20 protein-coding genes are annotated in these 20,955 nt (G+C 54.8%); 10 read left to right on the top strand and 10 right to left on the bottom strand.

The window, feature by feature from the left end:
* Nucleotides 1-293 precede the first annotated feature (293 nt).
* From DFK10_RS13305 to DFK10_RS13275, 10 genes are all read left to right on the top strand, one after another.
* Nucleotides 294-668, top strand: a complete 375-nt coding sequence (locus tag DFK10_RS13305; protein WP_109389528.1) for a MarR family EPS-associated transcriptional regulator — start codon at nt 294-296, stop codon at nt 666-668.
* 136 nt (nt 669-804) lie between these two features.
* On the top strand, nt 805-1,830 hold the full coding sequence (galE, locus tag DFK10_RS13300) for a UDP-glucose 4-epimerase GalE (protein WP_109389527.1): 1,026 nt from the start codon (nt 805-807) through the stop codon (nt 1,828-1,830).
* Between the two features lie 81 nt (nt 1,831-1,911).
* Complete coding sequence (locus tag DFK10_RS13295; protein ID WP_109389526.1) at nt 1,912-3,633, top strand: bifunctional sulfate adenylyltransferase/adenylylsulfate kinase; 1,722 nt, start codon at nt 1,912-1,914, stop codon at nt 3,631-3,633.
* A gap of 957 nt (nt 3,634-4,590) precedes the next feature.
* The gene (locus DFK10_RS13290) at nt 4,591-5,739 is read left to right on the top strand and encodes an NAD-dependent epimerase/dehydratase family protein (protein ID WP_109389525.1); all 1,149 of its coding nucleotides are present in this window, start codon (nt 4,591-4,593) and stop codon (nt 5,737-5,739) included.
* Between the two features lie 5 nt (nt 5,740-5,744).
* A complete protein-coding gene (locus DFK10_RS13285) occupies nt 5,745-6,803 on the top strand; it encodes an SDR family NAD(P)-dependent oxidoreductase (RefSeq protein WP_217810152.1) in 1,059 nt (352 codons plus the stop codon).
* 100 nt (nt 6,804-6,903) lie between these two features.
* On the top strand, nt 6,904-7,935 hold the full coding sequence (locus tag DFK10_RS16305; protein ID WP_146193270.1) for a glycosyltransferase family protein: 1,032 nt from the start codon (nt 6,904-6,906) through the stop codon (nt 7,933-7,935).
* The gene (locus DFK10_RS13280) at nt 7,932-8,798 is read left to right on the top strand and encodes a sulfotransferase domain-containing protein (protein WP_109389523.1); all 867 of its coding nucleotides are present in this window, start codon (nt 7,932-7,934) and stop codon (nt 8,796-8,798) included. The genes DFK10_RS16305 and DFK10_RS13280 overlap by 4 nt, the downstream gene beginning before the upstream one ends.
* A gap of 52 nt (nt 8,799-8,850) precedes the next feature.
* Nucleotides 8,851-9,999, top strand: a complete 1,149-nt coding sequence (locus DFK10_RS16300) for a hypothetical protein (RefSeq protein ID WP_146193269.1) — start codon at nt 8,851-8,853, stop codon at nt 9,997-9,999.
* A 438-nt stretch (nt 10,000-10,437) separates the two neighbouring features.
* Complete coding sequence (locus DFK10_RS16295) at nt 10,438-11,772, top strand: hypothetical protein (RefSeq protein ID WP_146193268.1); 1,335 nt, start codon at nt 10,438-10,440, stop codon at nt 11,770-11,772.
* A 62-nt stretch (nt 11,773-11,834) separates the two neighbouring features.
* The gene (locus DFK10_RS13275) at nt 11,835-12,626 is read left to right on the top strand and encodes a WecB/TagA/CpsF family glycosyltransferase (RefSeq protein ID WP_109389522.1); all 792 of its coding nucleotides are present in this window, start codon (nt 11,835-11,837) and stop codon (nt 12,624-12,626) included.
* Between the two features lie 360 nt (nt 12,627-12,986).
* Here DFK10_RS13275 and DFK10_RS13270 read toward each other — a convergent pair whose 3' ends face one another.
* The 10 genes from DFK10_RS13270 to DFK10_RS13220 all read right to left on the bottom strand — a co-directional run bounded on the left by DFK10_RS13270 (nt 12,987) and on the right by DFK10_RS13220 (nt 20,922).
* Nucleotides 12,987-13,898, bottom strand: a complete 912-nt coding sequence (locus DFK10_RS13270) for a tyrosine-type recombinase/integrase (RefSeq protein WP_109389521.1) — start codon at nt 13,896-13,898, stop codon at nt 12,987-12,989.
* Nucleotides 13,899-15,316: 1,418 nt separating this feature from the next.
* Entirely contained in the window at nt 15,317-15,982 is a 666-nt protein-coding gene (locus DFK10_RS13265; protein ID WP_109389520.1) for a hypothetical protein, read from the bottom strand.
* Nucleotides 15,979-16,464, bottom strand: coding sequence for a hypothetical protein (locus DFK10_RS13260; protein WP_109389519.1), 486 nt, complete (start codon nt 16,462-16,464; stop codon nt 15,979-15,981). The genes DFK10_RS13265 and DFK10_RS13260 overlap by 4 nt, the downstream gene beginning before the upstream one ends.
* Nucleotides 16,465-16,476: 12 nt before the next feature.
* Nucleotides 16,477-17,256: a hypothetical protein gene (locus DFK10_RS16290; RefSeq protein ID WP_146193267.1), complete on the bottom strand. Its 780-nt coding sequence runs from the start codon at nt 17,254-17,256 to the stop codon at nt 16,477-16,479.
* A 3-nt stretch (nt 17,257-17,259) separates the two neighbouring features.
* The gene (locus DFK10_RS13250; protein WP_109389517.1) at nt 17,260-17,544 is read right to left on the bottom strand and encodes a hypothetical protein; all 285 of its coding nucleotides are present in this window, start codon (nt 17,542-17,544) and stop codon (nt 17,260-17,262) included.
* Between the two features lie 136 nt (nt 17,545-17,680).
* Nucleotides 17,681-18,940: a phage tail fiber repeat family protein gene (locus DFK10_RS13245; protein WP_109389516.1), complete on the bottom strand. Its 1,260-nt coding sequence runs from the start codon at nt 18,938-18,940 to the stop codon at nt 17,681-17,683.
* 202 nt (nt 18,941-19,142) lie between these two features.
* A complete protein-coding gene (locus DFK10_RS13235; RefSeq protein ID WP_109389514.1) occupies nt 19,143-19,490 on the bottom strand; it encodes a hypothetical protein in 348 nt (115 codons plus the stop codon).
* 126 nt (nt 19,491-19,616) lie between these two features.
* Nucleotides 19,617-19,814: a hypothetical protein gene (locus DFK10_RS16525; RefSeq protein ID WP_217810151.1), complete on the bottom strand. Its 198-nt coding sequence runs from the start codon at nt 19,812-19,814 to the stop codon at nt 19,617-19,619.
* 53 nt (nt 19,815-19,867) lie between these two features.
* Nucleotides 19,868-20,512: a TIGR02594 family protein gene (locus DFK10_RS13225; RefSeq protein ID WP_109389512.1), complete on the bottom strand. Its 645-nt coding sequence runs from the start codon at nt 20,510-20,512 to the stop codon at nt 19,868-19,870.
* A gap of 98 nt (nt 20,513-20,610) precedes the next feature.
* The gene (locus DFK10_RS13220; RefSeq protein ID WP_109389511.1) at nt 20,611-20,922 is read right to left on the bottom strand and encodes a phage holin family protein; all 312 of its coding nucleotides are present in this window, start codon (nt 20,920-20,922) and stop codon (nt 20,611-20,613) included.
* Nucleotides 20,923-20,955 lie beyond the last annotated feature (33 nt).

Here is a 20,955-nt window from a genome sequence, read left to right as displayed (position 1 = left end):
ATCGCGGACTCGGCAGGTGCAGGATTTCTCTGTTGTCTACGTGTGCGTTGTGCCGTAGCGATCCCTAGGTATTTTGCCCGCATTGTAAGGGTATAGTGCGCCGTCCAGGTCGACGAGGATCGACCTCCTTCCTTGGTCTTCAGCTAACATTTGCTGTTGCGTAAGCAAGCGCACGCATATATCGCTCAAGCCAGAGCGTTCATGTTGATCGAGCTGTACATTGCAAAACCCGTTACCCCGAGGAGGCCTGCAGGCAGTCCTTGTGCGGTAGCCTGCGCGAAACTCCCAAAGTCATGACCTCCCAGCGTGACAAGCTGCGCGAAGAGGTGCAGTTTCGTATCCTGCGCCTTTTGGCGGACAATCCAGAGCTGTCGCAGCGTGAGCTGGCGAAAGAGGTTGGGGTCAGCACGGGTGGCATCCACTACGTGCTTACTGCACTGGTGGACAAAGGGCTGGTGAAGCTGGGGAATTTCACTGCTGCCGAGGACAAAAGGCGTTATGCCTACATACTGACGCCGAAGGGCCTGTCGGAAAAGGTGACATTGACCCAGCGGTTTTTGGCTCGCAAGCGTGCGGAATATGTGGCGTTGAAAGAAGAAATTGATGCGCTGGAGCGGGAAGCAGAACTTCGCGCTGATATGGCGCCAGCGCCAAGGGCCAATAAGTGATCCCTGCGTCATCGGGCGTCTGATCGTTGATTTGCGTTATCGGGCGTTTGCGAGATGAGGGGTTGCGTTATCGGGCATTTGATGCGGGGTGCGAGACGGCCAGCGTTTTGGTCCACCACATGACGTATTCGGAAAAATGAAAATCCTGGTGACAGGTGGCGCGGGGTATATTGGCAGCCACACGCTCGTCGTGCTGCTGGCCGCGGGGCATGACGTCGTCGTGCTGGACAATTTTTCCAACGGGTCGCGGGAAGCGCTTCGCCGGGTGCAGCAATTGTCCAACCGGGATTTCAATGTCGTTGAGGGAGACGTTCGGGATCGGAGCATCTTAGACCGACTGTTCGCCGACCACGAACCCGCGGCGGTGGTACATTTTGCCGGGCTGAAGGCGGTCGGCGAAAGTGTTGAGGACCCACTTTCCTATTACGACGTGAATGTTGGTGGTTCGATGCGCCTTCTGGAGGCGATGTCAAAAGCATCGTGTAAGCGGATCGTTTTCTCGTCCTCGGCGACGGTCTACGGCACGCCCGAGTATCTTCCGTATGACGAGGATCATCCGACCCGGCCGGTCAATCCCTACGGCAGAACCAAGTTGGCCGTGGAAGAGCTCCTTGGGGACTGGTGCGCGGCGAGCCCGTCCCGGTGCGCCATCTCTCTCAGGTATTTCAACCCGGTGGGCGCGCATCCCTCGGGTCGGATCGGGGAGGATCCGAAAGGGATTCCTAACAACCTGATGCCATATATAGCGCAGACGGCCGTTGGGCGGCGTGAGCGGCTGCAGATTTTTGGGGATGACTACGATACACGCGATGGTACCGGAGAACGGGATTACATCCACGTCATAGACCTCGCCGAGGCCCATGTCGCGGCGCTCGAGCGCCTCGAGAACATGTCGGCGCATACCGCTCTCAACATCGGAACAGGAAGCGGGATGACCGTGAAAGAGTTGATCGGTTGTTTCGAAAATATTCTTGGCCGTAAGTTGCCGACCAGTATAGCGCCCAGGCGGGAAGGGGATCTTCCAAGTTTCTACGCGAACCCGTCACGGGCGAATGAGGCGCTTGACTGGAAGGCTCGTCGGTCCCCCGAAGATATGTGTCGGGACAGCTGGACCTGGCAGTCCCGGAACCCGGAAGGCTTTGGTCCAACGGCCATAGACTAGACGAGGCGCCTGATCGCCATCGATCGTCTCAAGGCACGCCAGCAACAATGAAATCCAGAGCAAACAGAGTGAACGCTAACAGTGTTTGACCACGAGACTGATACTTCGCACCTCGCCCCGATCCCGGAGCTTTACGTCTCCCCTGACAGCGCGCAGAAGCTGAAGCGCGAGGCGGGCGATTTGCCGAGCTGGGACCTCAGCCCACGCCAGATCTGCGACCTGGAGCTTCTGATGAACGGCGGGTTCAGCCCGCTGAAGGGGTTCCTGGGCCAGGCCGATTACGACGCGGTCGTCGAGGAGATGCGGCTGGCCGACGGCACGCTCTGGCCGATGCCGATCACGCTGGACGTGTCCGAGGCGTTCGCCGAGGGCGTCGAGATCGGCCGCGACATCGCGCTCCGCGACCAGGAGGGGGTGATCCTCGCGATCATGTCGGTCACCGACAAGTGGGTGCCCGACAAGACGCGCGAGGCCGAGAAGGTCTTCGGCGCCGACGACCCGGCGCACCCGGCGGTGCACTACCTGCACAACGCGGCCGGCCGGGTCTATCTCGGCGGGCCGGTCACCGGCATCCAGCCGCCCACGCATTACGACTTCCGCGGCCGGCGCGACACGCCGAACGAGTTGCGGGCGCTCTTCCGCAAGCTGGGCTGGCGGCGGATCGTGGCCTTCCAGACGCGCAACCCGCTGCACCGCGCGCACCAGGAGCTGACCTTCCGCGCCGCCAAGGAGGCGCAGGCGAACCTGCTGATCCACCCGGTGGTCGGCATGACCAAGCCGGGCGACGTGGATCACTTCACCCGGGTGCGCTGCTACGAGGCGGTGCTGGACAAGTACCCCTCCGCGACGACGACGCTGAGCCTTCTGAACCTGGCGATGCGGATGGCGGGCCCGCGCGAGGCGCTCTGGCACGCGCTGATCCGGCGCAACCACGGCTGCACGCACATGATCGTGGGCCGCGACCACGCCGGCCCCGGCAAGAACAGCGCGGGCGAGGATTTCTACGGCCCCTACGACGCGCAGGAGATGGTGCGCGCGCATGCCGGCGAGATCGGGCTCGAGATGGTCGACTTCAAGCACATGGTCTACGTGCAGGAGCGCGCGCAGTACGAGCCCGCCGACGAGATCGAGGAGGGCGTGACGGTGCTGAACATCTCGGGCACCGAGCTGCGCCGGCGGCTGTCGGAGGGGCTGGAGATCCCGGAATGGTTCTCCTTTCCCGAGGTGGTGCGCGAGCTGCGCCGGCGATACCCGCCGCGGGCGAACCAGGGCTTCACGGTGTTCTTCACCGGGCTTTCGGGCTCGGGCAAGTCGACGATCGCGAACGCGCTGATGGTCAAGCTGATGGAGATGGGCGGGCGGCCGGTGACGCTGCTGGACGGGGACGTGGTGCGCAAGCACCTGTCGTCGGAGCTGGGCTTTTCCAAGGAACATCGCGACATCAACATCCGCCGGATCGGCTACGTGGCCAGCGAGATCACCAAGAACGGGGGCATCGCGCTCTGCGCGCCGATCGCGCCCTACACGGCGACGCGGCGCACGGTGCGCGAGATGATCGAGCAATACGGCGCCTTCTGCGAGGTGCATGTGGCGACCAGTCTCGAGGAATGCGAGCGGCGCGACCGCAAGGGGCTCTACAAGCTGGCGCGCGAGGGCAAGATCGAGGAGTTCACGGGGATCTCGGACCCCTACGAGGAACCGGCCACCCCCGAGCTGCGCGTCGACACCGAGGGCATGGACGTGGACCACTGCGCCCACCAGGTGATCCTCAAGCTCGAACAGATGGGGCTTATCAAGGGATGAGTCTCAGCCGAAGTGTAAACGTGAATTGATCCATTTACCGTGCGGCGACCGATGCTCGCTGCCGAACTTTCTGACATGACTAGCGTGACATTCATGTTTGTCCACAGTCGCCGCAGCGTCGAACAAAACTGTCAAAAAGTCTTGATGGGTTCCGGCGAACAGTTAGTCGACGATTGAGCCTTGTCCTGAGCCTTCAAAAAGATCTTTACAAAAAGGCTTTCGCAAGTGACGCCGAGAGAGCTGGCAAAGAAAGCTGTTCGCTCAATAAGGCGTCAAAAACATGGGCAAGGCTCATAAAATGAATGACTACGCCGTTTCCGCGCTCAGGAGAAGCGAGGAGCACGGAGTACTATTCGTCACCTATCAGGATCATTTGACACGAGTATTGCGCAATGCCATGGCGGTCAGAGGTAACCACGCTCGTTTCGCTGCAGCATCTGCTCTGTTGTCGGACCAAGAGGGCGTGTGAGTAAGTGTTTAGGCGTTCTTGCACAGGAAACCGCCCAAAAAGCTCCGCCCGTCGGCATGAGAGCTTGCCTGTCAAAGCAAAAATGAGCCTTTTTATCAAAGGGCTGGTAACCGGAGGGCGCGGTTTAATAAGGCGTGCGCTTATCGGTGAGCTCCCGCACCTCAAATCTGATAAATGTGCTGTACCTGCCTGTTATGACGCCAAGTATCAGCACTGGGGCCTTTGCGATTGTGACTGCTCGCGAGACAACCGGACCAGAGACAATAGCCCCTCTTTTGCCCAATAAATTTAGGAGGCATGCGCTATCCCGATGAGTGTTATGTTCCCACTTGCGACGAAAACGCGATGCGGAATTTCACAAATAGCTGGAAGTTGCGCATGCGTCTCGGAGTGGAGCCCAAGGTTGCGATTGCCCTTTGCATGCGCAAAGCGATCCACTCCTACCCGGCTGACCAAGTGTGAAATCTGTAGATAAATGGAGCGAAGAAATGCGTGTCCTGATACTCGGCGGAGACGGATACCTCGGCTGGCCAACGGCCATGGATTTTGCGGCAGCCGGGCATGAGGTGACAGTGGCCGACAATTATCTTCGCCGGCACATGGCCGAGGCCACGGAGAGCGACGCTCTTCTCGTGGCACCGAACCTCTCGGAGCGTGCAGCGATCTTCAAAGGCACCACCGGGCACGAGATACACGTTCGGATCGGGGATCTTTCGGACCCGGACGTCATGTTCGACATTGTCCGTGACACGACACCCGATACGATCATCCATTACGCGGAACAGCCCTCGGCACCCTACTCGATGCGCGGGTTCCGGGAGGCGCGGGAGACGTTTCAGAACAACCTCGACGTGACCTTTAACTGTATCTGGGCGGTCAAGGAGATCGTCCCGGAGGCCCATGTCGTGAAGCTCGGCACCATGGGTGAATACGGCACGCCGAATATCGATATCGAGGAGGGGTGGCTGGAGATCGAGCACAAGGGTCGCAAGGACACGTTCCTTTACCCGCGTGCGGCGGGCTCCCTCTACCACACCACAAAGGTTCTCGATACGGACCTGCTCTGGTTCTACGTACGGACCTACGGGTTGCGTGTCACCGACCTCATGCAAGGCCCGGTCTACGGGATCTCGACCGACGAGGCGGATCTCGATCCGCGTCTCTGCCCGAACTTTCATTACGACGATATCTTCGGGACGGTCGTTAACCGTTTCCTGGTCCAGGCCGTGGCTGGCGTCCCATTGACCGTCTATGGCGGCGGCGGGCAGACGCGCGGCTACCTGAACCTCCGCGATACCCTGCAATGCGTTCGCCTCGCGGCGGAGAAACCGGCCGAAAGCGGTGAGCTCCGGATCTTCAACCAGTTGACCGAGACCTTCACGGTTTCCGAGCTTGCCGAGCGCGTGAAGGGCGTCGGGGACCAGATGGGTCTCGGTGTCGAGATCAAGTCGATACCCAATCCCCGGAAAGAAAAGGAAGAGCACTATTACAACCCGACCCATTCCGGGCTTATAGAGCTTGGCCTGGAGCCGCATTACATGACGGAGGGGATTCTTGGCGCGATGCTCGAGCGGATCATCGAGAACCGCGATCGGATCGTTACGGATCGTATCATGCCGCGCGTGCGCTGGAGCTGATCATTATGGAAAAATTCAAGGACAAGACGGTCCTGGTGACGGGGTCCTGCGGCACGGTCGGTGCAGAGCTCGTCCGTCAACTGGTGGAAAGCCCGGCCGCGCATGTCGTCTGCATAGACAACAACGAGACGGAACTCTTTTTCCAGATCGAGCAATACCGGGGATCGGGGAAGGTTTCAGGGCACCTGGCCGACATTCGGGACCGCGAAGCACTCATGCTTCGCATGCGCGGTGTGGACATCGTGCTGCACGCGGCCGCGCTCAAACATGTCGGGCTCTGCGAGGACAGCCCGGCCCAGGCGATTGCAACCAATATTCAGGGCACGCAGAACGTCATCGACGCGGCCCAGGCAAATGGGGTCGAGCGAGTTATATTTACGTCGTCGGACAAGGCCGTAAACCCGACCAACGTGATGGGGACGTCCAAGCTGATGGGTGAGCGGCTCATGACCGCCGCCGCGGAGACCACTGCGAACGGGCTCGATATCAGGTCTCGTAACGCGGGCACGATCTTCGCATCGACGCGCTTTGGCAACGTGCTGGGATCACGCGGATCGGTCGTGCCGCTCTTCCGCCGCCAGATTGAGAAGGGCGGCCCAATCACGCTCACTGACCGCCAGATGACCCGGTTCATCATGACACTGGAGGAGGCCGTGCGCCTCGTACTTGACTCTGTCTGGCTTGCAACCGGGGGCGAGGTAATGGTGACCAAGATGCCGGTGGCGCGGATCGAAGACATCGCCCATGTCATGCGCGATGTGCTTGGCGCAGGACGCGAAATCGAAATCATCGAGATCGGCGCAAAGCCGGGCGAGAAGATGTACGAGGAGCTGATGAACGACGAGGAAGTTCGCCGGACTTGGGAATACGGAGATTTTTTTATCACGCTCTCGGCTTTTGCTGACAAGTCAGCTCCCGTATACGCACACTTGCAGAATTGCGCAAAGCCAGATCGTCCGTATAACTCAGTAGCGGAGCCATCCCTAAGTCGAAAAAAGCTGAAAGAATACTTTTTAAACAAAAAAGTTTTAATCGATACTAAAATCGATGAGATTACCAAGTAGAAATATAAAATCGCGCTCCGCTAAACTTAAAAGTCGCTTTCTAAAAAATGCAAACTGCCAAAAAAACTAGACAGAAAAAATTTCAATGATCTTACAAAAAATGAAAATCCGAACAAGTGCGATAGAGCAAAATAGAGAAGGCAATAAAAACAGAAAAATATTCATAATATCAGACCCAAAATCAACAATAAACCGAAATGAAAGAAACATCGCGATTAAGAAATTTGGACAAAATATTGGCCTAGATGTCGTGGAAGTACGGATCGAGCAAGGCTCAATAATTAAAGCCATCCGAGCGATAAAAAAAAACGATATTGTGGTTGCGCAGGTAGCGCCCCGTAGAAATATTATTTTTCTGCTTCTATTGCCACTTATGCCAAAAGTTATCGAACTCCGTGATCCAATTTGCGACTGGAGGTTCAGAAAAGGCCTCAAAAACAAGTCAATGGATTTATTATTTACCGTAGTTGCTCGGCTTTGCGCGAAAATAATTCTAGCCAGAAATGGATTAAACATATGCGGTATTGAAAGATTTATACTAAAAAGTAAGTTAGAATTTACTCCTCAATACGGCGTAAGTTCAAATTACATTTTTCAGAACAAAAATAAGAAATTCGAGCATCGAATTTGTTATTTTGGTAACATATACGATGAATTTTATAAAGAAGGGCTCAACAAACTATCCCTTGCTGTAAATAAAAAAATAATTTGGGTTGGGTGCGAGATCAATATTACAGAAACTCCAAGCTCGAGCCGAATTAAAAAGTATCCCCCAGTTTCAAAAAAGGACGCCTATGCGATGCAGCTCGCTGCCGGAGCCAATGTATTGATAAATAGCTTTCCAGACAGTTTTATACCATCGAAATTTTACGAGTTATTGGCATTTGGCAGACCAATCATATACCTCTGTCCTTATCGCGACAAGATTGCACGGTTCATTGATCGCCACCAATTGGGTATAGTGTTAACGCAAACTTGGGTTGAAAAGAAAATCAGCACTCCACTCACCGTAAACAATTATAAATTACAGCAAATCTCAAGAATTTCACAGAAACTATTTTCTGACGATGTTTACCATCGGAAATTTTGGCGAGAAGTGAGTAATGCTGGAGCGTTGAGAGGAGAAAAATGATCAATACGCATATAATTGGCGTAGCCAAGTGTGGAACAACAACACTTGCTGAATATTTGGGTCGGCATAGTGAAATAAAAATCGCCAAAGGAAAGGAGGTTCACTTTTTCGATGTAAATGAATGTGTAGATCGCGGTTACGACTACTATCACAAAATTTTTGGACCAAAGCTCAAAGTCAATATTGATGCCACTCCAGCCTACATACGTAGGGAGATATATTTGAAGCGTCTTCACGATTACTATCATTTTCATAATTTGACACCTCGAATAATTATACTCGTACGAAACCCTGTCGATAGAGCAATCTCACACTATCTTCATCGGTATAGAACGGGGCACGAAAGTGCCGCATTTTTCAAAATAATCAAGGATCAAATGAAAAATGGATTTCATGACCATGATGAATGGGACCAATATGTTGGTGATGGTGAATATTCGCGAATATTCACCATAGTTCAAAAATATTTTTCGAATGAAAACGTCTTAGTTTTACGAGATATTGACTTGAAGCAGGCGCCACACGAAACACTTAGAAAAGTTCAGGCGTTTCTCCAAGTTGATGATCAGACTAAAGATATCCTTGAAGCGGGAAACTCTGAAAAAAATGTTACAAGCAGCCCACGTAGCTTATTTTTATCGCGGCTTTTAGCACGTAACGGTATTGGCAAGGAAATAATAAAAAAGATTCTTGGGCGCGATAAATCTCGAAGGTTGCGGTTTCTCTTATCAAGGTTAAATACCGTTAATCAACCACTTGAGTTTTCGAATAATTTGCGAAATAGCGATGATCTATTGGAGTTGCAAAAATACTATGAGAAGGATCGCGATTATCTTTTAGATAACTTTGGAATCGAAGTCTGATACCATTAAGGTTCGTTTAACGATGCTATTAAATTTTCTTATTCGAAGTCTGATGTCTAGTTTTTCATTTATCTATATTCTTATCTTTGTAAATACATTTCCCAGAGATCTCGCTTTCGATTTCGTAAAGGTATTCAGCCTGGCGCAAATTATTTCAGCTTTTGTAACTTTCGGAGGTCGTCAGCGCCTCCTATTTTATTATTCTGGAAAAATGGATAGTATAAAGCAATTTTCAAATGCTGTTTCTGAGCTGTGCAGTTATTCAATTTTACTTATTGGAACAATACTCATTGCATTGATTATTCAAGTGATTTATTTGGGAAATAATGTGGTAAATTTGGCTATCATGCTTGGTGGAACGCTTGGACTTGGTGACCTGATTTTTCATAAACACTTGGCCACAAGAAATATTTCAATTTTTTCAATTAATTTTGGCATTATCGTGCGCTTGTTTCATGTCTTGTTATGTGCGCTCTTAATTTATGGCGCAAAACTTGAATTAGCGTTGAGCCATGTTGTATTTTTTTTATGTGTAGGTTTTTGGATCGTTATCGGTCTTGAGCTTTTCAAAACTTCAACGTCTTTTAAGAGATGCAGAGGGTCGATAAAGATAAGTATTGTTCGCGAAAGTGTAATGTATTGGGTTAACTCACTTACTTCAGTGTCTTTTGTGAATATTCCACAGTATAAGCTAGCAGACGTTGGAACAGTCTCGGACTTGAACTTTTATAGGATACTTTTGCTTGGGCCACTTGTTTCAAGCATAATTATACAAGCAATCCTACCATGGTTTTCCCGACTTGAACAAATTGAAAGAAATGAAAAACAAAGACGTAATGAAGTTATTATTTTAATCCAGAGGTGGGCGGGCTCAGCGCTATTCACATTTATGGTTGTGATGGCCGCCTTGTTTCTTGGGCATCTTTTTTCCTTCATCGACTCAAGCATTTCTTTTTTATGGATTTTAGTGCTTGCGATTTCTTTTTGTGTAAGTGGAAGTGGCGCTGTAATTGTGGCTACTAAAGGGAATACAAGTCAGCCAATTTCGCTGATTTTCGGTCTGATATTAATAAAAATGTGTGCTATATTTTTGGTTTTGTGGTCGAGTGACCCTTTTCCTATCCTTTTCGTTGCCCACAGCCTGATGATTATTTTGACTCTTTTCTCTGTAGTTCTGGCACCCAAGCGAAAGGAATGGTAACCTTTTGGCGTGAGGATTTTAGTAAGGGGCTCACTTTCTGCAAAAGGTTTCACGAAAGTGAGGTGAGCCCGCTTACGGGACATCGGAAAAAATCTTAGCCTCGCTGGCCTATCGGTAACTTTCAATGAGGTCTTGAGTGAACATACCCCAGTCCCCGGTCAGTGCCCAAGTTGTTCATGGTCTGCGCGAAGATGCCATGTTCGCGGCCTCTCTCAAACCAGTAGGGTTCTGCGATTCACCCCCACGGTTACCAACGGTTATAGATGGTCTTATATGGGCCGAATTCTGCAGGCGCGTTATAGTAATGGAACTCCATGCGATTTTCGAGGAAACCCTGCTCAGCAGGCGGCGATCATCGACGTACGGCATGCTGTTGGACTTCGAAAATAGGGCCCTAGACGACACATCTGCGCGTGCGACAGCCAGAAGAGATCAGCCATGTTCACTGCTCGGCTTTCAGTTGGTGAGCCAGATAGCAGAAATCAATCGGTCCTGACTGGAATCAGGAAGATTTATACCATGCGGATTGGAGTAGCTAAATTACCAATACTTCTTATTAGCTCGGGCATATTTATTCCAGGGTTGCACGTTTATCCGCTCTCGGTTTTGGTCATTTTTCCAGCCTTTCTGTACTTGACCCTATTTTTGATTTCTACGGGGAGTCGGAAATCTTTTAATAATCGGAATTATATATCGGTGAGTATTTCCTTCGCTTTAACGTTCCTTTTTCTTTTTGCGTTGATTTTGCTGCGGGGATTCTATTACCCAGATTGGGTCGCTCAATTTGACTCAATTCAATATATTATTCGAATTTTATTATTTCTGGGGCTATATTTTGCAATGAAAAGTTTTTTCATAAAAGACAATTATTTTGACATAGGTCGCTGGATCAACTTTGTACGATTTATTGTCATCGCGGTCGTTTTGTTTTCAATTATAGACATATTTTCTAGGACTCAGTTTTTCCCAGATATTATAAATTTTTATAAGGCGCGGGGAGATTTTGGCGGAATTCATACAGTACATTATAATCGCCTATCGGGATTGTTTTCATATCCTGGAGACCTCGGACTTGTGCTTGTATTTGCCATTTTTTCACTTAAGCTAATATATAAAAATATTTGGTCGCGTTGGGTTCTGCTGACTGTATTGGTTTATTTTCTTTTCCTAACGCAATCTAGAGCGGCATTTTTGACCTTTTTCTTCGGCCTTATTCTTTACATCCCATTCGCTTCAAAAAGAGTAGTTGCCTTCATATCGGCTATTGCAATCACGCTCGCGATTGTTTTTCAAAACGAAATTAAAGATATGATTGATGATATTTATTTGCTAAGAAATTCTGATAGCTTAGAGTTTTTTCTTAGTAAATCTTACAGATACATGGAATTCTCAAATTATTTTTCAGCTAGGCCCGCGGAATGGATTTTGGGTTTGGCGCCAGATTCACAGATGCCGTTTCACGAAGTGGAGACCATTGGGGCTGCTTCTAGATTGGGGGTAGTAGCTTTTTTTATCTATTTTTTGTTTGTCGCTTGGGGCATTGGCTGCTATTCGAGCGCTTTTCGCAATAGGGCTACCCAAAGTGCATTGTCTGCTGCAGGTATTTCGTGTTATTGGCTAAGTTTCTTGTTAATCTATTGCAATATTTCAGCGGGTTTTTCACGTCCCAAACTGATGGTGGTGGCCGCACTTGGCCTTATTTTTGTTTTGCACGCCTTACCCAGATCAGGGAATCACAATCGCCAAAAGCGTTTACATGAGAGTTTGGAGTGACGTTGGCTGAAATGAATTTCTTTTGAGAAAAAAGACGTAATCCTTTCAGAGGGCTTTTCAGATTGAAGAATCTTGATATCATACGCAGCAATTTACAAGAAATTTTAAATCGAAATAAATTAATTCGAAGTCGATCCGATTTCTTTGAAAAAATTGAGGCTGGCGGCTATTCTGTTTCTTATATTAATCCTTTTGTTCTTTCTTTTCCTGGCTTAAAGGACTTAGCCAAATTGGATCGCCATTTTTTTGTTGTTGATAGTCTTTTCTCAAAGAAGGTTCTTGATGTTGTCTACTCTTCTGCTGGCGCACTGGAAAAAATTGAGGTGCTAAACTTTGATTTTTCAGGGGTTGCATTAGATGTTTTCGAATTTGGGCGCAATGGTGACTGGGATTTTGTTTTCTGCGGTGGTACTGATAGTGATGTCAGGACTTTTACGAGTGTAATCGAGGAAAGGTTTCCAGGGATTTCTGTTTCTGGGGCATTTTCCGGCTATGACGCAAGATTTTATAAGGTTAAGCTCAAAGAATTTTTGAGAGATCGAAATGCATTTGTTTTACTTGGGCTTGGAAGCCCGAAGCAGGAAAAAGAAATTTTGGAGATTCACAGAGGCTTTGGCGGATCATCGTCTTTGGCTTGTAGTATTGTTACTTGCGGTGGTTTTATTAGTCAAACGGCGAAAGCGGAGGATGGAAATTATTATCCGGCTGTTGTTGTAAGGTATAACGTTAGATTTCTATATCGTTTTTTTAAAGAGCCTAAAACGATTTTTAGAGTCATAGTTCATTATCCAGTTTTCGTTGTAGCGGTCTTTCAAATTCGGTTTTGTAAAAAATTTTTTTGTCATTTTCTTTAGTGGTGATTGGTAGTATACGGGGTGAGCGTCTTTAGGTTTATGTATTCAGAGAAACTTTGTTTGCATTGGTTCAGTATTTTTGTTGGAAATTCTTTGGGGTTCGTTTGGGGGTTCCTTTTCCCGACCTTAAAATTTGGGTCTAGCGGAGGTTTTAGGTAATTTACTGTGCTCGACTAAGGCCAGCTCCATCTTGGTTCGCTTGAAACGATTAATCTGGAAAACTTTGCGGAAATTGGCGCGCAAATGCTGTGCGCGGATGGTTTCTTCTGGAATGCCGGCAATTTTTGGTTTTGTCGTTTAACGCATCATCGCGTATCTCGAGAGGTATGGGCGCAAGACTTGGCTGCCTAGGAACCGAATTCAGGCCCAGACATTGTGCTCAGCCTGTTCGAGGTAGCGCGCCAGGACGTTGATGGATTTCCAGCCGCCGGCGCGCATGATCGCCGCCGTGTCGTGCCCCATCTTCAGGAGATCCTGCGCAGCGCCGACACGGAGCGAGTGCCCGCTGAATTCTCCGATGGTTTCCGGATCGAGTCCTTCGCGTTTCGCGGCAGTCTTGATCATGCGCTTGACGGTGGTGGTGCTTAGATCGCGCTCGATCGCCTTTCCTTGATAGATGGGGCAGAACAGCCAGGAAATATGCGGCCCGCGCCAGTCGAGCCAGGCCTCGACAAGCGCCGCAGTACGCCGGGAGGTAAAGGCCAGCCGACCTTGCCCGAACGGGTCCGACTTGCTGCGCCGGACGATCACTTGGAGCGTCCCGTCATAGCGCGGAGAAATATCCTCGCTCCGCAAGGCCACGAGCTCGGATCGGCGCGTCAGCAACTCGTAACCGAGCCGCAGCATGGCCTTGTTGCGAAGCCCCCAGGGCGTGTCGGGTTCGCCCGCAATGAACCGGTCCAGGAAATCCCGGGTGAGGCCCTTTGCCTGGCGTGGACGGGTCAGCTTGGCGCGCCTAACGCGGCGGAGGGAGAGATTGATATCTTCGTCGTAAGTGGGATCCGGTAGCCGCAACAGGCGGTGGACCTTCCGTATCGCATAGAGGCGGCGTCGCACGGTCGACGCCGCCTTTTCTTTGCCCTGCGCCTCGATGAAGGCGCAGACCGTCTCGACATCGGAGGGGAAGGGGGCCTGCCCACGGCTCTCGCACCAGTCGACAAAAGCCTGCACGTCCGAATAGTATGAGCGCATTGTCCCGGGGGCATAGGCGCCTTCGAGACGCTCAAACTCAGACCGCCAGTCCGGTGCTCTGGGGCTTTCCATATATGCCATAAATGGCACTATAGGGCCAATAATTCGAGAGTTCAATGCTTACAGGCAATCAAATTCGCATAGCGCGCTTTGCACTTCGGCTGTCTGTCAAAGAGCTATCAGACAGGACCGGCGTCTCGGTTCGAACTCTTAAGCGTATTGAGGCATCGGATAACGTTCCTTCTTCGAGTGCGGCGACTATTGGGACCCTCAAGGACTGCTTGGAAAGAGAAGGCATCGAATTTATCGGCACGCCTGATGACGCCCCTGGAATTCGAATTCATCCACCTGCGCTGAGCGGTGACGCGGAGTCCTGAGTCTGCTTCCAGTTAGTCGTCTGGCGGGGCAGGGGGCGCGGCCGAGCGGCGTCCGCGCCTGCCTACACGCTACGCGAAACCGGCACCTTCCGCGTAGTCGGTTGGCAGAAACGTATGACCGCAAGTATTGGTATTGAACCTTGTCGCCATAACATCCGACGCCTCGGCTGCACTCTCAGCCTAGCTGGCACAGACAGGCCCAGGGACCCGGACTCCGGGCACGCGCCGCTCCTTTTTTATAGAGGTCGGAAAAATTCCAGCCCATCCCCCTGAAAACCAAGGAAAAGCCGGGGATTTTTTCCTTTGTTGGGCAGGTTGCAATGGGGTCGAGTCAAATGCCCGGAGACAATATTTATGGCGCGCTTTTAGCCAAAGACCCGGAAATAAGCCGCCACTTTACTTTGGCCGGCAGCGAGATGGCCAGGAAGGCGTCGGCTATTAGAAAGGTGTTGTTTGGGGCGAGCCGCTATGCGTCCAGCGCCTCGTAGTCGATAAGATCAGTCATGTCGCACCTTGTCCGGCTAATCGTTTCCGCTGGGTTCTTAGACGGAGACGGCAGCAAATGCAGCAGGCAGCAGCTGACGTGAGTCATTCCCGCAACAAGTTGCAGTTTTTCCAGGCATCAGTCGGGCGTTTTCCTTCTCTGTCTGAGCGCAGCCTCTACGTCTGACACTCGTGACTAGGTTTCACACGCTCCAACTGCCCCCTGACCACCACGCCTTGCGTTGGCCTGGTTTGGGGGCGTTTTTCACCAGACCGATTGCTAAGTTGAGCAAGCTGGTCCAGCTTGACCTGACCTGAGGCAAACCTAACTGTTTGTAGCTCGGGTACGGCTGAGCAGTTCCAACAACTGCCCCCTAATCGGCGCGCCTTGCGTTTGTCTGGTTAGGGGGCGTTTTTCAATAAGCTGCGATCATCAGTGTCCTGCGAAGCTTGACCCTGCGTCACCGGGCCTTAATTCTTGGCGCGTTCAGGTATCTTTGAACACTTCCTTCAACTGGCCCCTGTCGCTACCTGTAAGGCGATGGGGGCTTTTTTGTGGGTAGCATTTCATCCCATCTACGGTGCCCGTGCAAGCCTTCCCATTTCACCCCCTTCACACGGACATTCCCGTCGGGCTCTTCATCCGCCCTTGCCGACCGCAACCCAAACGCGGAATGCCCCACTTTCATCTGTGATCCTCTGCTCAATCGGCGCCGCGCGCTGGGCCGCGTCGATGGCATCGAGTGTTTTCGCCTGGGCGGCATCAAAGGCGATGGCCTCAGTGGCGCTCTGGGTCCTGTGGTTCAACCCGGTGGCGCTGTCATGCCAGACAAAGGCATCAAAACCCGCGAGATCATCACGGGCTGGATCAACCACCTCCCAGGTCTCTGACCCACCCTCGCCGAACCGCACCCCATTGATCACGCGCGCCGCCGCATGATCCCGTCGCAGTGCTGCGAAGCGGCTTTGATCATGCGCGCAGGCCGCCGCCAGCGTCTCGTGTAGCTGTCCATCCCCCGTGCGGAACAGATCCTCTAGGATATGATCGCCGAAGTATGTGATGGCGTCCGGGCGCGTGGCAAGCGCCCGCATCCACGTCACCCACCCGGCATAGTCGCTATGCGCCGTGCCTGCGTAGTTTGCATCGATCCACGATTGCCCGGCCTCTTGGTGGTCAAGGAGGGTTTGCAGGGCGACCGCGTACTCAATGACCTCAACGTCATTGGCCGCAAACCAGGCGCCAATATACGCATTGGCCCCGTCACATACGCCCAGATCTCTCAACATCTGCATGGAGACTTTCATCCGATGGCTCCGTAGGCCCGATCCGATCCACCCAGCCAGGTGACGGCATGCCCATTTGTCTTGATCGCCTTGCCCCCCGCGGCGCCGGGGTTACCACCTTGCTGCACCGTAAGGTCATCAAGGGTCTGCGTGCCCGCACCTCCTGCGGCGCCCCATCCGCCCCCACCGCCGGCAAAGGGTCTTTCAGGGTTATCGTTCCCCCCTCCAGCGTCTCTGACATAGATCGTGAAGGTATCCCCTTTGCCGGGCTGTCCGGGCCCGCCACCGGGTGCGGCAAAGATCGTATCAAAGGGAGAGCCAAAGGGCGGTGATGGACGTCTGTCCGGCGCGCCCGGCACCACCTGTTGATCGATGTCAACCCTGGGGGTGCTCAGGATCAGCTCCCCAATACCGCCACCGCTGCCGGGCAGTATGCGCCCGCCACCTTGCCCCGACAGGCCGCCAATCTTGAACGGTCCGGAACTTCCACCGCCATCTCCCATGTCTTATCCTCCTCAAAGACCGCTGCCGTCTTGCGCCCCCGCTCCGCTCGCCCCACCTGCGCCGCCATGGCTGGGAAGGGTCGCGTCGGCCCAATTGTTCGAACCTGTCGCCACGGATCCCGGCTGACCGATCGCCCCGCCCGGGCCAAAGGCGCTCAGCACGAGGCTATCGGTGTCGCCATAGGGCATGGGCCCGCCACGCCCCCCGCCAGCGCCACCGCCACCGGGGCTGTGCACGGAGGTGGCTGAGATCACGATAGGACTGCCGGTCTGGGCGCCGCCCCCACCGCCGCCGCCACCAATATACCCGGTGCTGTTGTCGATGGTGATCGGGCCGGTCAGACCGATCGCCGGCCCGCCTGATGTTGGCGCAACAGAGCTGGTGCGGTCAGCAAGCTGGTAGCCACCGTCGCCGCCCTTGCCCATGATGAAGCCTCGGTTGACCAGCGTCAGCCCGCCCGGGAAGGCCCCGCCCATGTCGAGAGCTGGCTGTGCGGTGGTGTCAGACCAGATGTAAATGCCCGTGGCCACCGTTACCTCTACCTGGCTTACCCCATCCCAGCCCTGCGCTAGCAGGTAGGCGTGCAGGTCCAACTCCTGCTGATGGCTGGTGATCACATGGGTGAACTGGGCAGATTTGCCGCGTAGGGCGCCGAGCCCGATCACACCCGTGGCAAGCCCCGCGAGCCCGCGTACCTCCGCCTCCCCCAGTGAGATCGTGGCGCCCGCCGCACGGCCCAGTTCGGTGTTGACCTGGCTCAGTGAGAGCGGACCTGCCAGTGCAAGCGCCATGGGTCACGGGCTCCCAAAGGCGGTGACATCCCCAAGCACGGTCAGGTTGCCAGCGCTATCGAGCGTCATCACGTCTGTGCCGTTATAGCGGAAGGTCAAGGTGGTCCCAGAGGCCTCAGCGGTAAAGCCCCCCCATTTGCCGCCCAGCTCCACGATCTGCTCGGTGCCATCATCTTGTTTCAAGAAGAGACGGCCGTCGTGGGTGTTTACGGCCAGCTCTCCAAGCTCAAGCTGGGCTGTGGTGGGCACTTTCCCGGCCACAGCCGAGCGCCGCAGTTTCAAAGCCATAGGGGCCTCCTCATTTTTTGGCTAGTCAAGGCGGTTCAGGGATCACCTTGGGCGTAATTGCGTGCGCGCCAGAGGCGAGAGACGGCTAATGTGGCCTCAACTGACCCTGACAACGCCATCGACCGGGGGGGCGGGATCAGAAGGTCCCGCCATCGAGCGCGATGCCGGTGATCGACCCGCCAGTGATCGACACATGGCTCGACGCCTGCGTGGCCATCGCCCCAAGCCCAAGGTTCGAGCGCGCCGTCGCCGCATTGGTCAGATCCGCAAGGTTTGAGGATTTCTCAAGCTTGCCGGCCAGAACATTGGTGACCGTGGTCGCAAAATCCGGATCATCGCCAAGCGCTGCGGCCAGCTCATTGAACGTGTCCATGGCCCCAGGAGCCGCATCGATCAGTGCCGCAATGGCGGCCGAGACAAAGGCCGTCGTGGCAATCTGCGTGTTGCTCGTGCCGCCCGCGGCGGTGGGCGCTGTCGGCGTGCCGGTGAGGGTAGGGGAGGACAGCGGGGCCTTTCCATCAAGCGCGCCTTGAAGCCCCGTCACATCCGAGATCGAATGCCCATGCGCAGAGGGCGTAAACGCCGACGGTTTGCCGGTCACCCCGCTCCAGGCCACCGCGTCAGCCACCTCGGCCGCGTCCACCTTGCCATCATCATCCGTGTCATAGATCGACGTCTGCATGTCGCCAGCGCCGAAGCTGGCAATCTCATTCTGCACAAAGGCGGTGGTGGCCAGCTGCGTGCTATTGGTGCCACCGGCTGCTGTCGGCGCGGATGGCGTTCCGGTCAGAGCAGGCGAGGCCAGTGACGCCTTGGAATTCAGCGCCGTCTGCAGCCCCGACACATCGGAGATGGCGTGGCCATGCGCGGCCGCGGCAAAAGCTGTGCTGCTCAGCAAGGCTGCCGTGCCCAAGCCGAGAGCGGTCCGCTGCGCGGCCACATCGGCCGCCTTGAGAATCGCGCGACCGGCAAGCGTGCTGTCGCTGATCTCGCTGGCGGTGTGATTGTGGCTTGTGTCCGCCTTGCCATCGAGCGCGGTCTGCAGCCCCGTCACATGCCCGATGGCATGGCTGTGGCTGGCATTCGCCTTGCCGCCCAGAAGCGTATCAAGCTGCGCCTTGCGCACCAGGTCCGTGCCGGCCGCGGCATCCTGCGCGGCCGCCGGCACCGTGCTAAAGGTTTTCTTGCCGGCGATGGACTGCGTGCCGGTCCTGGCCATGAAGGCCCCGGCGCCACCGATCGCGGCGATGGCGGTCGCGTTGCCGGCGCCATCATCCCCCTTGCCGATGTAGAGCGTATCATCCACCTCATTATGGGCGACTTCGCCCGATTTGAGCGCGGCCGGTGCGCCCGCATTGCCCGAGACCCGGCGCTTAAATTGGATCGTGTTGGCCATTAGAAGAACCCTCCGTTAATTGGCGCATCTGTTGGAAGAATGGTGACGCCGGGATCTCCCTGGTCGCCTTTTTCACCTTGCGGCCCAACCGAACCCTGCGGTCCGGGCTGGCCGGCGAGGCGCAAACGGAGGGGCCCCTGTTGGTCCGAGACGTGAATGGCCCCGGTCACAGCGATCGGCCCTGTTTGGTCATGAAGCGTGCTCATGCAAGCCCCCGCGTTACGGGCAGGATCACTGGGATCTCAAGGGCAAAGCCCAAATGCAGATCAGGCTCGACATCCCTGCGCACCACATCAAGCACCACCGACCCCGGCCGCATTCGCGCGGTTGCCGCAGCAGGGATATGCAGATCAAGCGCGTAATCTGAGACGCGCAGCAGCTCGCCGGCCTCAGAAGTCAGACTGGCCAGGATCTCCTCCGCGGCGGCGGTGGCGCGGACATGCCCGGTCAAGCGCGCGCCTTCCGGGAAGCTGCCGACCGTGGCCTCAAGGCGCAGGTGATAGGCATAGCCAATCAAGATCGTGGGTCCGGTTTGTATCGCGCTCCTCATGGCTGCCACCCGCAAAGCTCTGCGCCGGTTGCGTTATGGAACAGGATCTGGCGCTGCGTGCCGGGCGTCAGAACATCCGCCCGCGACGGACGGATAGGTTCCGCCCAGTCACACTCCGCAGTGAGGCTAATCCCGCATCCAGCGAGCAAGGCGGTCGGCAACACCAGCATCATCCTCCGCATCCACATCGCGCCGCACCTCCGCTGCTTGTTTCAAAATCTGGAGACGGGCCTCAGCGCGTTTTACCGCAAGCCGCGCAACGCCCGCTGCCCGACCATGCCGCCAAATCGCACCTACCGCGCCCAAAACGATGAGGGTGATCACAGCGCCATAGACAATGCGGCGCCGGATCCCCGCCAAGCTGATCCCGAAGAGGCTCACCCCACACCTGCCAGGATCCGACGGATCCGTTCGCGCGCGATCCAGACCGCCATGACCATGACCAGCCCCGCCACGACCAGCGCGATCACTTGCGCCGTGCCATCCAGCGATCGCAACGCCTCCAAAGCACCACCGGCGGCGGCCGCCACCTGAACCGTGGTCGCCTGGACCGTGGTGCTGTCTTTCGCCGAACGCCGGCGCGGAGGAAGCTCTCTGGGCTCCACCGCGCGGCGCACCGCAACAACGCGCGACTTAGGATAGGCGCGGATATTGACCTGATCGCCTTGATTGCCGCCCAGAAGGCGCACGACGTCGCTCTCGGCGCTGTCAAAGAACGCCACATGCCCCTGCCACGGCTGGCCGCGCGACAGGACCACCACATCGCCTGGCCGCGCCTCTTCGAGCTGGATGGCGCGCCCCCAGCTCTCATAGCTGCGCGCCAAAAGCGATCCCGTGCCTTGCACCCCGCAGCGCGCCAGGACCGCGCCGACAAAAGCCGCGCACCAGGGCACCTCGTCGCGTGTCTGGGGCACACCTGCGTCCTTGTAATAGGCCAGAATACGCGGATTATCCCCTTCGGCCCATTCCCAAACGCCCTCATCCGCTTTTGCGGTCTCATAAATCAGATCGCTGATCTGCATGGCTGCCTCCTGCAATAAAAAAAGCCGCCCCAAAGGACGGCTGGTCGGTCAGATGTGTGTCGTCTGAGGTGTTGCAGACTCTGCAACAGCTAAAGTGGCTACTCCTTGCGCCCAAGCCATGCCGCGAGCAGGCTCTCAGCGCCGCGGGGGCCCATATAAGCAAGCGTGGCCACCAACCCGGTCGAGGCCGGCTGGCCAAGACCCAAATAGCTGGCGGCGGCCTCTCCAATCAGCGCCATGCCCACGGCCACCGGGATCTCCCACAACAGCTCCTTGCCAAAGAACCGCCGCTTGCCCAGCTTCACTTCGCCTGAGTGATACATCAGCCGCCCCGTGAAGGCGCCGATCAGCGTGGTGACCGCCCCGCCAAACAGCCGGTCGATCATTTCAATAAAACTCGGATCTTGCATGGGTGATCTCTTTGCTTGCGCGCCGGCACGGTT

The sequence above is a fragment of the Salibaculum griseiflavum genome (assembly GCF_003129565.1).
GTDB lineage: Bacteria > Pseudomonadota > Alphaproteobacteria > Rhodobacterales > Rhodobacteraceae > Salibaculum > Salibaculum griseiflavum.
This window is presented reverse-complemented; position numbering and strand designations above follow the sequence as displayed.

Bases quoted from the DNA above. Each gene is read 5' to 3' on its own strand.
- DFK10_RS16295 (WP_146193268.1), top strand. From the start codon at position 10,438: ATGTTCACTGCTCGGCTTTCAGTTGGTGAGCCAGATAGCAGAAATCAA.
- DFK10_RS13280 (WP_109389523.1), top strand. From the start codon at position 7,932: ATGATCAATACGCATATAATTGGCGTAGCCAAGTGTGGAACAACAACA.
- galE (WP_109389527.1), top strand. From the start codon at position 805: ATGAAAATCCTGGTGACAGGTGGCGCGGGGTATATTGGCAGCCACACG.
- DFK10_RS13260 (WP_109389519.1), bottom strand. From the start codon at position 16,464: ATGGGAGATGGCGGTGGAAGTTCCGGACCGTTCAAGATTGGCGGCCTG.
- DFK10_RS13245 (WP_109389516.1), bottom strand. From the start codon at position 18,940: ATGGCCAACACGATCCAATTTAAGCGCCGGGTCTCGGGCAATGCGGGC.
- DFK10_RS13285 (WP_217810152.1), top strand. From the start codon at position 5,745: ATGGAAAAATTCAAGGACAAGACGGTCCTGGTGACGGGGTCCTGCGGC.
- DFK10_RS16300 (WP_146193269.1), top strand. From the start codon at position 8,851: ATGTCTAGTTTTTCATTTATCTATATTCTTATCTTTGTAAATACATTT.
- DFK10_RS13305 (WP_109389528.1), top strand. From the start codon at position 294: ATGACCTCCCAGCGTGACAAGCTGCGCGAAGAGGTGCAGTTTCGTATC.
- DFK10_RS16290 (WP_146193267.1), bottom strand. From the start codon at position 17,256: ATGGCGCTTGCACTGGCAGGTCCGCTCTCACTGAGCCAGGTCAACACC.
- DFK10_RS13290 (WP_109389525.1), top strand. From the start codon at position 4,591: ATGCGTGTCCTGATACTCGGCGGAGACGGATACCTCGGCTGGCCAACG.
- DFK10_RS13225 (WP_109389512.1), bottom strand. From the start codon at position 20,512: ATGCAGATCAGCGATCTGATTTATGAGACCGCAAAAGCGGATGAGGGC.
- DFK10_RS13220 (WP_109389511.1), bottom strand. From the start codon at position 20,922: ATGCAAGATCCGAGTTTTATTGAAATGATCGACCGGCTGTTTGGCGGG.
- DFK10_RS16305 (WP_146193270.1), top strand. From the start codon at position 6,904: ATGAAAATCCGAACAAGTGCGATAGAGCAAAATAGAGAAGGCAATAAA.
- DFK10_RS13270 (WP_109389521.1), bottom strand. From the start codon at position 13,898: ATGGCATATATGGAAAGCCCCAGAGCACCGGACTGGCGGTCTGAGTTT.
- DFK10_RS13250 (WP_109389517.1), bottom strand. From the start codon at position 17,544: ATGGCTTTGAAACTGCGGCGCTCGGCTGTGGCCGGGAAAGTGCCCACC.
- DFK10_RS13235 (WP_109389514.1), bottom strand. From the start codon at position 19,490: ATGAGGAGCGCGATACAAACCGGACCCACGATCTTGATTGGCTATGCC.
- DFK10_RS13265 (WP_109389520.1), bottom strand. From the start codon at position 15,982: ATGAAAGTCTCCATGCAGATGTTGAGAGATCTGGGCGTATGTGACGGG.